The 11,537-nt window shown below is 41.0% G+C and carries 9 protein-coding genes; 6 read left to right on the top strand and 3 right to left on the bottom strand.

The features are described from left to right. The coding region (locus tag ACFE93_RS23815; protein ID WP_375476871.1) for a translocation/assembly module TamB domain-containing protein at positions 1-3,740 on the top strand (3,740 nt) is incomplete at its 5' end. Positions 3,741-3,754: 14 nt separating this feature from the next. Here ACFE93_RS23815 and ACFE93_RS23810 read toward each other — a convergent pair. Next, positions 3,755-4,582 (bottom strand): Rpn family recombination-promoting nuclease/putative transposase, encoded by an 828-nt coding sequence (locus ACFE93_RS23810; RefSeq protein ID WP_375476869.1) that lies wholly within the window; start codon positions 4,580-4,582, stop codon positions 3,755-3,757. 86 nt (positions 4,583-4,668) lie between these two features. Then, positions 4,669-5,595 carry a carbohydrate ABC transporter permease gene (locus tag ACFE93_RS23805; RefSeq protein ID WP_375476867.1) on the bottom strand — a complete coding sequence of 309 codons (927 nt, stop codon included), beginning with the start codon at positions 5,593-5,595 and terminating at the stop codon, positions 4,669-4,671. A gap of 172 nt (positions 5,596-5,767) precedes the next feature. Between ACFE93_RS23805 and ACFE93_RS23800 the strand changes: the two genes are divergently transcribed. The 5 genes from ACFE93_RS23800 (at position 5,768) to ACFE93_RS23780 (ending at position 10,980) form a co-directional block, all read left to right on the top strand. Continuing rightward, positions 5,768-6,430, top strand: coding sequence for a GIY-YIG nuclease family protein (locus ACFE93_RS23800; RefSeq protein WP_375476865.1), 663 nt, complete (start codon positions 5,768-5,770; stop codon positions 6,428-6,430). A 167-nt stretch (positions 6,431-6,597) separates the two neighbouring features. Further along, positions 6,598-7,944, top strand: a complete 1,347-nt coding sequence (locus tag ACFE93_RS23795) for an FAD-binding oxidoreductase (RefSeq protein WP_375476863.1) — start codon at positions 6,598-6,600, stop codon at positions 7,942-7,944. A gap of 145 nt (positions 7,945-8,089) precedes the next feature. Next, a complete protein-coding gene (gene rtcA, locus ACFE93_RS23790; RefSeq protein ID WP_375476861.1) occupies positions 8,090-9,136 on the top strand; it encodes an RNA 3'-terminal phosphate cyclase in 1,047 nt (348 codons plus the stop codon). Between the two features lie 174 nt (positions 9,137-9,310). Further along, positions 9,311-9,781 (top strand): toll/interleukin-1 receptor domain-containing protein, encoded by a 471-nt coding sequence (locus tag ACFE93_RS23785; RefSeq protein WP_375476859.1) that lies wholly within the window; start codon positions 9,311-9,313, stop codon positions 9,779-9,781. A 113-nt stretch (positions 9,782-9,894) separates the two neighbouring features. Then, positions 9,895-10,980, top strand: coding sequence for a toll/interleukin-1 receptor domain-containing protein (locus ACFE93_RS23780; RefSeq protein WP_375476857.1), 1,086 nt, complete (start codon positions 9,895-9,897; stop codon positions 10,978-10,980). 341 nt (positions 10,981-11,321) lie between these two features. On the opposite strand, the gene ACFE93_RS23775 is transcribed toward ACFE93_RS23780, so the two are convergent. Beyond that, the coding region (locus tag ACFE93_RS23775; protein ID WP_375476855.1) for a hypothetical protein at positions 11,322-11,537 on the bottom strand (216 nt) is incomplete at its 5' end.

Here is an 11,537-nt window from a genome sequence, read left to right as displayed (position 1 = left end):
ATGTAGCGGGTTCTGTTGATTCTTTTAAACCGCAAACTATTCAAGCCAACGGTCAAGCGCGGATAAATGTTGGGAGTGGGACTATTACAGCCTCTAATATCCAAGTGGGTAATGGTGTATACCAGGCGCAAGTTCAGGCTAACAATGTACCTGTGCGGCAGTTAGCAGCAGTACCACCGCAATTTCGAGGGACATTAACTGGTCAAGTAAATGTGGCAGGTTCTGTTGATTCTTTCCAACCGCAAACTATTCAAGCCAACGGTCAGGCGCGGGTAAATGTTGCAGGTGGAACTATTACAGCCTCTAATATCCAAGTGGGTAATGGTGTATATCAGGCGCAAGTTCAGGCAACTAATGTACCTTTACAGCAGTTAGCAGCAGTACCACCGCAGTTACGAGGGACGTTAACTGGTCAAGCAAAGGTGGCTGGTTCTGTTGAATCCTTCCAACCACAAACTATCCAAGCTAACGGTCAGGGACGGCTAGATATTGCAGGTGGAAATATTACAACTTCTAATATCCAAGTAGCTAATGGGCGCTATCAAGCTGTAGTCGATACTGCTGGTGTGGAATTAAATCGGTTAAATCAGCAATTACGGGGTCAGTTTGGCGGTCAGTTACAATTAGCCGGTACGCTCGGATCGTCCAAATTAGCTGATGTGCGTGCTGCTGGACAGGTGCAATTATCTCAAGGTATCCCTGGTCTTGAGCGACCTCTGACGGCTGCGATCGCTTGGAGTGGTGAAAGACTGACTATTGAGCGAGCAACGGCTCCCGGTTTAAGTGTCACTGGTAACATATTAGCCAATGCAACAAAGGCAGGGATACCGGAAATTACTGCCCTAAATCTCAACGTTCAGGCGCAGAATTACAACTTAAAACAGTTACCGATTAATCTTCCTAATCAGGTTGCTGTGGCTGGAAGAGTAGATTTTAATGGTCAAATCACTGGTAAACTGCCCTTGCCAAATGTAGTAGGGCAAATTAATTTACGAGACTTAGTTGTTCAAGATATTGCTTTTGAGCCGTTGTTAACTGGAAACATTGATTCCGCACAGGGACGCGGTTTGAGTTTGAACTTGGCGGGTAATAGCGATCGCCTATCCTTCAATTTAGATGCTAATAATCGCCCGAAATCTTTCTTAATCAAATGGCAGCAAGCATCAGCCACAGGTAATGTTCAAGGGAATGATTGGGCGCTGAAAGTTGCAAATTTCCCCTTACAAATATTGAATTTGACTCCGCCACCAATTACTCGACTGGGTGCTGGTAAGATAGCTGGGTTGTTAACTGGAGATTTGTTGTTTAATCAGCAGACATTGGCAGCAACGGGGAATTTAGCGATCGCGAATCCCCAAATTGGCCGAATTAAAGGCGATCGTTTAGCCGCTCAATTCCGCTACGGTGACGGTAAAGCCACACTCGCAAGTAGCGAATTTGTCAAGGGGAAAAGTCGCTACGCCCTTGTCGGTACTTTTGCTCAAAGCGCTAAAGGCCCTCAACTACAAGGTAAACTGAACGTCAACCAGGGTGAAATCCAAGATGTTCTAGCTGTAGCAAAGATATTTGATTTACAAAATTTGCCAGGTGGTTCAGCAGAAATCTACGGCACAGCAGCGGATCTGACTACCAACCCCCAAGGAACGCCAAACGAACCCTTATTCACCCAAATCCAACGGTTTTCTGAAATTGAAGCTTTAGTGGCAGAACAGGAAGAACAGCGACTTAATTCCACTCCCATACCAGATTTGGCAGACTTAAAGGGGACTTTCAATGGGGAAGTGGCTGTAAATACAACTAAAGCCAATGGATTATCAGTAGATTTTAATTTGAATGGACAAAACTTTGCCTGGGGTAAAAAGGAAGAACGAAATCGTTTTTATACTGCCGATAAAGTGATTGCCGAAGGTAACTTTGAAAACGGTGTTTTGAGTTTGCGACCTTTACGAATTCAGTCTCAAAATAGGCTGATTGCCTTTACAGGAAACGTTGGCGGTGATGAACAATCTGGTCAGCTGCGGGTGAATAATTTTCCAGTAAAACTATTAAATAATGTTGTCAAACTGCCAGTTGGAATCACGGGTAATCTTAACGCTACAGCAGCTTTAGCAGGTAGTATTGCTAATCCCCAAGCTAGAGGGGAATTGCAAATCACAGAAGGAATACTAAATCAGAAGAAAATAGAGTCAGCGATCGCAAGTTTCAGTTATGCCAACGGACGCTTAAACTTTGGTAGTACTGTAGCGGTTGCTGGGCCAAAACCCGTTGATATTACTGGCAGCATCCCTTATAAATTGCCTTTTGCCTCCGTCGCACCAGACAGCGATCAAATCAGTTTAGATATGAAGTTGGAAAACGAGGGATTGGCACTGTTAAACGCATTGACTAATCAAGTGGTATTTGAGAAAGGTAAAGGAGAAGTAGACCTGAAAGTGCGGGGAACATTACAAAAACCCCAAGTAGATGGAATTGCTACTATTAATGATGCTACTTTTTCAGCCCAGGCTTTGCCACGTAAGCTGAGAGGTGTCACAGGTAGAGTACTGTTTAATTTTGACAGTATCTTAGTAGAAAATCTTCAAGGTAGATTTAGCCGTGGGACGGTAGAAGCTGCTGGAGAAATTCCCATTTTCAACAATGAGAACGTAACTATCAAAAATCCCTTGACTGTTAATCTCGATCAGCTAGCGTTGAATCTTAAAGGACTTTACCAGGGAGGCGCTAGTGGCAATTTGCAGATTACTGGTTCTGCTCTTAACCCCATAATTGGCGGTAGAGTAAATTTATTTGATGGTAAAGTATTGTTGGCAGAATCTACCAACGCCACGACATCTGAAAATGGTAGTATTGGCGTATCACCGACAAAAGCCAATAAGCAGAGCAAATCTAAAATTGGAAATGGGACGGGAAATACTAACGCCAGATTTAATAATTTGGATTTGGAACTAGGTAAAAACGTCCAAATTACCCGTGCCCCTATTCTCAACTTCCGCGCCACTGGTAATCTCATAGTTAACGGCTCAATCAATCAGCCTATACCCAGTGGTACTATCCAGTTAGAAAAAGGAGGAGTAAATTTATTTACTACTCAATTTAACCTTGCTCGTGGCTATAAACACACTGCGACTTTTAGTCCTTCTCAACCCCGCGACCCCAACTTAGATATTCGGCTATTTGCCAAAGTACTGGATGTCATTCAAAGTAATGACTTTGGGCGGGTAAATTCCACAGGTTTATCAGCATTAGAGAGTGTTCGAGTCGAAGCCACTATCAACGGTTTAGCTAGCAAATTGAATGAAAATTTAGAATTAACAAGTAGTCCGTCACGTAGTCAAACTGAAATTGTTGCTCTTTTAGGAGGTGGATTTGTAGACACCCAAGGACGTGCAGACAGTACTTTAGGTCTGATTAACATCGCAGGTTCGGCTGTATTTAACAATTTTCAGTCAGCTTTTAACCAGATTGGAAGTACCTTTGGCTTAAGTGAACTGCGGATATTTCCTACCGTTATTTCTGAGAATCCTGAAGCTGGAAGAAGCAATTCAACTTTGGAATTAGCAGCAGAGGCTGGGGTTGACATTTCTTCCAAAATATCCGTTTCCAGTATCAAAATTTTGACAACAAACGATCCTTTCCAATGGGGTATTAATTACCGGATAAACAATGAATATCGTGTGCGTGCTTCCACTAACTTAACTGATGACAGTCGTGCAGTAGTGGAATATCAAACGCGGTTTTAAAGAAATCTCTTAAATTACGAATTACTTTCTGTTCTCTCTTCTCCTTGCTTCTCAATAGCTTGTCTTACCTGTTTAACATCCAATTCTAATGCTTCAGCAATTTGCTCTATACTTAAACCCAACTTAAGTAGACGAGGTATAGTCTCCAGCTTTGTTTCTTCGCGAACCTCTTTTTTTACTTCTTGCTTTGTTTCTTCCTTTACTTCCTGGTAAAATTTAGTTTGTCTCCAATCGGTTAATCCAAACATCGCTTCTAACTCCTGCTGACTTTTGTTTACAAATTTGTAGATAAGCATTCTCTCTACTAATTCTAAAAGATTGCTACGGTTAGCTTCATCCGTTTGTTGTACTTGTTTTATTAAGTTTTTCGCTTGCTCTACGGCTCGATCTTCTGTTGCAACTACTAACTTAATTACGCCTAGCCCAATTGAAGATGATGGTACATTATCTAATTCGTCTAAATAAATTATACGAATTTGCTGTGGAGCTAATGATGTTTGATAAATGAATGGTATACCTGGATCGAGACTACGTTGAGCAAAAAGTAATACTGCTTGCCAGCGACGTTGAGGTTTATATTGATTGATATAGAGGAAAGCTTCTGTAATTATTCGCCAGTAAATATCATCATCGCGCTGAAACTGTACCTCAACAAAATAGATTGTATCTTCTGGAAATTCAGGTTTGGGTAAGAATAAGCCATCGATACGACGTGCTAGTTCTTTGATTTCTACTGAGGTAAATTGGTAGTGTAACGCTAAGGCTTGCGATTGTTCCAAAAGTTCAAATAACACACCTGGAAGAGTTTGGAATAGGGTGTAAAAAATCGTGTCTGTTTTCATGCACTCTCGATATTTGAATATTTTCAGACTATCGGGGCTGAGAGAAGATGATTTTTCTAAATTTAATATATTTAATTAAGGCAATATTAAATTGTGATATCATCACCTTGCTGATTAATAGCTAATCGTAAAATTGACAATCCTAAAATTATTAAAAATAGCACTAGCCCAATCGTGCAAGCATAGCTAATTTCCAAATTGTTGAAGGCTTGCTCATATAAATAATAAACAATTGTTTTTGAGCTACTGAGCGGGCCTCCTTGAGTCATAATGTAGACTTCTTCAAATACTTTGGTCGCAGAAATAGCCGAAATTACCGCCACTAATGCTAGATATGGCTTCATTAAAGGTATGGTAATATCCCAATGTTTGCTGATACCATCAGAACCATCAATTGCTGCGGCTTCATATATATCAGCGGGAATTGATTGTAACCCCGCTAAATAAATCACCATGTAGTAGCCTAATCCTTTCCACACAGTGACAGCCATGACGCTGGCAAGAGAAATTGGTACAATGCCAAAAATTTTTGCTGGGCTAGTTAGCCAAGGAATACCTTCTGGAAAAAGACCTAAAGCTTTAAATAACTGATTGAGTAATCCATTTTCTGCATACAGCCATTTCCAAGCTATTCCCGCAACCACCATTGAAATTACCACTGGAGTGTAGTACGCTGCTCTAAACCAATTCATTCCCCGCAGTTTCTGATTTACCAAAATTGCCAGTACTAAGGGAGCAATTACTAAAATTGGTACTACACCTATAAGATATAAAAAAGTGTTTTCCAAGGTTTTCCAAAAAACTGCATCCTTCCAAAGTTTAAGAAAGTTGGCGAAACCTATCCATTGTGGCGGCTGGGCAATGTCTTCATAGTTAGTAAAGCTGAGGTAAAACGCTTGCAGTGCAGGCCAAAAGACAGTTAAGCCTAAAAGAACTAAGGCGGGTAGTAAAAATAAATAAGGGGTAAGCCGCTGTTTGATGAACATCCAATTTTTAGGTATCAATTGATTCATAAGAAGTTTAATAATTGTTTTTGCTTTTTCAGAACAAGGATTTGGAGATGTGAGTAGATTTAAGCTTCAATATTTTAAGGGCATATATTTGCTTGTGTAAGTATTGGCGTAGCCTCTGGTAGAGAAGCTCGTCGTAGAAAATCACTAATTAATAACTCGGAGATCAACTGCAATGGAAACTCAGCACAATCCGCCAATTGAACATCAAAATGTCCCCATAAACCACCGTGGACTGCATGATTTTTTGTATAGTTCTGACAACGAACACGCTGCCATTGAAGTGAGTATAACTCCTGAACTGGCAAACAATGGTACTGAAATCATTGATATTGAAGCTTGGAGTGTAGCTGCTCAGAACGCTAAAATTGCCGGAGTTTACGCAGTATTAGATGCAGAACGTCATACGCAGTATATTAGCTATTCTCGGAATGTGTTGCTTTCCCTAAACAGCCATCTTCGCCAAAATGGTAAGCAAAAGTGTGCTTTTGTACGCGTGCAAGCATTCAAGTTTCCCAAACGTCAAGAAATGGAAGATTTGCGAGATGCGTGGATAGCAGAACTCGAAAGTATGCCACCTGGTAATGCAACTGATTGCGGAATGTGGGCTAGTACGGTGGGTGAAGCGACTAAGGCGGTAATGTCAGAAGCCCAACTTCAAGCCTACGAGGAGAAAAAGCTAAAACTGCGGAAAGCAATGGCTGATACAACCCTTTCTAAAGAGTCAGAAACAATAGATGCGAGTGAAGCCGAACGTCAGCGTCAACTTGAAGCTGCTGTGAAAAACGATGACTGGAGTGTAATTATCGACGCACAGACACAGGAAACTAAGTATTGATTTTTCTCAGCTTGAGTGCTTTATCTGACTATTAAGTAAGTGGCATGAAACTGCTGTGAAACATGAGAGTTAAGATTTTAAAACGCAGAGGGGCGCTGAGGGAAGCGCAAAGGTTCGCAGAGGAGTTAATTCTTTGCGTTCCTCTGCGTTAAAAAAAGGAATAAGTTATGACGACAAAATTAGATGCTCTGATTAATTCTCTAGAAGGTATAGAAACTATTACTGACTCTATTCAAGTCGCAAAATTATCCCAGGATTATCACACTTTTAGTCCTGTGTTAGTGTCGAAACTTGAGGGAAAAGTTGGGGATATTGTAGTGCGTCCTGCTAATGAAGCAGAGGTTTTAAAAGTTGCAGCCGCCTGTGCAAAACATCGTATACCTGTAACTGTGCGAGGTGCGGGAACTGGGAATTATGGGCAATGTGTACCGTTGCACGGTGGTGTAATTTTAGATATGACGCAGTTGCAAGAGATTCTTTGGGTAAAACCGGGAGTGGCACGGGTAGAAGCTGGGGTGAAGTTGGCGGCTTTGGATAAAAAAACACGAGAAATCAGCTGGGAAATCCGTATGGCACCCTCTACGTACCGCACAGCGACAATTGGCGGATTTATTGCTGGGGGAAGTGGCGGTATTGGCTCGATCCAATATGGGTTATTAGCCGATCGCGGTAATATCTTAGCACTGCGAGTGGTAACTGTAGAAGACGAACCGCGTGCGATCGCATTACGCGGCGATGATGTCCAAAAGGTAAATCATGCTTGGGGAATTAATGGCATCATTACTGAAGTCGAAATTCCTTTAGGGCCAGCTTATCCTTGGGCAGAAGTCATTGTCACCTTTGACGACTTTATCACAGCAGCAAAGTTTGGTCAGGCAATTGGTAATGCTGATGGCATGATTAAGAAGTTGATTTCTGTCTTTGCATCCCCAATTTCCCAATATTTTCACGCCCTACAAGAGTATATTCCTGAAGGGACTCACTCAGTCTTTTTGATAATTTCTGAACAGAGTTGGGAATTTTTACCGGCTTTGGTGCAGGAATACGGCGGACAAATTACATATAAAAAACCAGCCGAGGAAGCAGCCAAAGGTACACATTTAGCAGAATTTAGCTGGAACCACACTACCTTACTTGCCCGGAGTGTAGATACTGCAATTACCTACTTACAAAGTATGTTTCCTCGCAATCGCAGTTTACAAATAGTAGAGCAGATGTATCATTACTTCGGCGATGAGGTAATGATGCATTTAGAATTTTTTCGGGTGAATGGTGTCGTAGTTCCTGGTGCATTGCAACTTGTGCGCTACACCACAGAAGAACGCCTCAATGAAATTATCCGCTATCACGAAGAACAGGGTGTGAGTATTGCCAATCCTCATACGTATATTATTGAAGATAGCGGCAGAAAAGTTCTCGATCCTGAGCAGTTAAAATTTAAAGAAATAGTCGATCCTTATGGGTTGATGAATCCTGGTAAAAGCAAGGTTATTCAATTCCAAATTCAAAATTAGCAAACTACAGAAACACATATCAGAAATTTTTCTGTATATTTGTGTAACCTACCTCCAAAAAGCTAGTTGCTGGGCGTTTATAATTTGTGGTTTGATTTTAACAGCCGTGGGGATAACCCAAAATCCAACCTTCCAATAATCGCCCATGATTGAAATTGACGGTTCCTACGGAGAGGGAGGCGGACAAGTTCTTCGTACTTCCTTAAGTCTAGCCGCCATCACCGGTGAACCCATACGAATTACAGGCATTCGCGCTGGACGCAAAAAGCCAGGATTAGCAGCACAACACTTAACAGCAGTTCGGGCTGCGGCGAGAATTTGTAATGCCCAACTACGGGGTGATGCTTTGGGTTCAATGCTGCTGGAATTCATCCCAGGTAGTGCTGTGCAAGCTGGAATTTATACCTTTGATGTTAGTAAAGCACAACAAGGTGGTTCTGCGGGTGCGATCGCTCTAGTTCTTCAAACAATTCTCTTACCTTTGGCGCTAGCATCTGGCAATTCCCTGGTGACACTAAAGGGTGGAACTCATGTGAACTTTAGCCCGACAGCGACGTACATTGAGCAAGTTTATCTGCCCATACTGCAACGCATGGGTGTAGAAGCCCAAGTCAAGTTAGGCGCTTGGGGGTGGTATCCCCAAGGTGGGGGAGAGGTAGAGTTACAGGTGCATGGCGGTGGTAAACTCGGTGGGATCGACTTGTTGGAACGGGGCAATTTACAACAGGTGCGGGGACTAGCAGTGGTGACGGAATTACCTTCTCATATTCCGCAACGGATGGCAAATCGTGCCGAGAATTTGTTACGGTTAGCCCATTTAAAGGTTACTATACAGACCTTGCGAGAAAGAGGTGTAGCACCTGGGGCGGGTATTTTCCTCACTGCTGAGTATCAGAATAGCTTAACTGGATTTGGTGGATTTGGGCGTTTGCGGTTGTCGGCAGAAACAGTTGCAGAGATTGCTTGTCAACAACTGCTTGAGTTTCATTACACAGGCGCAGCAGTGGATGAACATTTAGCAGATCAGTTATTATTGCCAGCTGCTTTAGCTTCACAAGAAAGTCAGTATCGAGTGGCTGAAGTGAGTAGGCATTTGACGACAAATGCAGCGGTTATTGAACAGTTTGGGCTGGCGCAAATAACAGTAGATGAAGCTGATAAAATAGTGTCGGTAAAGAGTTTGAATAGATGAACAAGTGTTATTACTTTAGTAGTGCTATATGGTAGAGTCTTATAAAGAACTATTCTGTAAATTCAAATCAATCTTGTGACGCCTTCTACCTTCAAATAAAAGCTGCAAGTTTTAGCAGACAACTTTCATAAAGATTTAAACCTACTTTCAGAGATTCGAGTCATAAAGCAACTTATGTCATTGCAACCTGATCAAGCTATTGAAGTGTTTTATTCTTATGCTCATGAAGATGAAAAACTTCGCGACAAACTAGAAAAGCACCTCACTCTTTTAAGGCGGCAAGGAGTGATTACAGAATGGCACGATCGCAAAATTGGAGCAGGAAAAGAATGGCAGAATGAGATAGACACCCACTTAAATTCATCTCAGATAATTTTGCTGCTTGTAAGTGCAAATTTTATCGCTTCAGATTATTGCTGGGATGTCGAGGTAAAACGGGCAATGGAACGGTATGAAGCCAAAGAAGCCAGAGTTATCCCTATAATTCTCGACTTTGTTGATTGGGAAAGCGCACCGTTTGGCAGACTTCAAGCTCTGCCTGAAGGCGGTAGAGCTGTGAAAAAATGGGGAAATCGTGATGCTGCATTTTTAAGTGTTGCTCAAGGTATCCGAATAGTAGCGAAAGAACTAGCAGTAAGTTCATAGAAATTCACTGTTGAAAATTGATAATTAGGACTGAGTAAATTATCATAAATTTAAATAAAAAATGCTATGAAAAAAAAACAATAATTATTTCATATTAATGGGTGCTAAGGTCAATGCCTGCTGCTAATAAAGTTGTCAGAATTGTTTATTGCTGCTCTGACTCTGCTCAAGATAAAGAAATGCGGCAAAAACTCGAGAATCACCTCAGTCCTTTGAAGTGGGAGGGCGTAAGTACTACCTGGGATAGAACAATGATCAGCCCAGGAAAGGATTGGAAAAGTGAGATTGATACAAATTTCAAGAGGGCTGATATAATTTTATTGCTAATTAGTTCAGAATTTATTGCTTCAAATTACCACTGGAATGTTTTGGCGAAACAAGCTATGGAACAGCATAGTGCTAAAACATCTCGTGTTATTACTATTCTGCTTAGTCCAGTCGATAATCATTGGAAAGACAGATTCCCCAAAGTCAAAGTTTTACCCAAGGGTGGAAGACCTATAACTGAATGGAAACCCTATGATAAAGCTTTTGCAAATATTGCTACAGGTGTTCGAGAAGTAGCCGAGGAACTTACTGATTCTACATTCCTTATTAAAAAAGTTCTGCGTTCGCTTCGGGCAATCATAATAGATGTTGCAAAGTTTGTCCAAAAAACTTTTATATCTGTGGGAACGGGAACCTTTTCTTACTTGTTTAGACCATCAAGATCTCGTCGCAGGAATAGAGTCAGCAACATTCCTGTGAGACTAGTTATTTTCTTTGTAGTAGGTGGTACATTTATAAGCTTCATTTATCAAAAGCTTAATATATTAGAGATTCCTTTATTAGCACCTAAACCAACTTTAAATTCAACAAAAATAGTAAATCCTACTGGCTGGATATGGATAGGTATGGTTAATAAAACCTCAGGTAGTTTATCTATTGGACAAAAACTAGTTCTTCAACCATCAAATCCTAAACAATTTCCTAGTATTGAGCCTCCTGTCATTCCATCACCAGGAACAATCGTAACTGTTAAACATGAAGTCAATCTAATAAAGGAAAAATCTTTATCTGGAAAAACAATCGTTAAACTTAAAAAAGGAGAAAAGCTAGTTATCTTAAAAGTAGAGCCTTTCTCAAAGGTTGCAAAGAATTCGCCTTACATTAAATTGAAAGCGCAAGTTCGTAAATGTAACTTAACTTGCAATAAATAGTACTAAGATAGGCTAGATATATTTCAGCACTAATACTTTGCCTCTATTCCCGATGTCAAAATTACGCCTGGGTGTATAGCAACATAGGAAATGCCTCATTTCTAATAGCTGAAATGAGGCAAAGGAGCTTTTATAAGTAAAGACAGAAAACTTTTGATACTTTATCTAGGGGCATTTGCGATCAATCCTGTAAAGCCAGATTTGTTGTAAGAATAAGCAAATGACAAATTTCCAAGGCGATCGCAACTAGGGTTAAAACTGAGTTTTGTTCTTCTTGATACTTACTATTTACTTAAATATCGAACATAGCCTTTGAATTTACCTCTGCTAAAGGGATATATTTAGGTTAAGTTAGTTTGCGATCGCAAATACAAGGGACTGGGAATTGGGCATGGGGTATGGGACATTAGACACAGAGATATTTGTTGTTGGCTGTGGTTATGCCCAATAGGGTATCGGACTTTTACATCTAGTAAATTATGCTCTAGGATAAACCTCTGAGCTTTGTGGATGACCGTTTGAGCTTTGTGGATGAACCTTTGAGCTTTGTGGATGAA

The sequence above is a fragment of the uncultured Nostoc sp. genome (assembly GCF_964247315.1).
Lineage (GTDB): Bacteria > Cyanobacteriota > Cyanobacteriia > Cyanobacteriales > Nostocaceae > Nostoc.
This window is presented reverse-complemented; position numbering and strand designations above follow the sequence as displayed.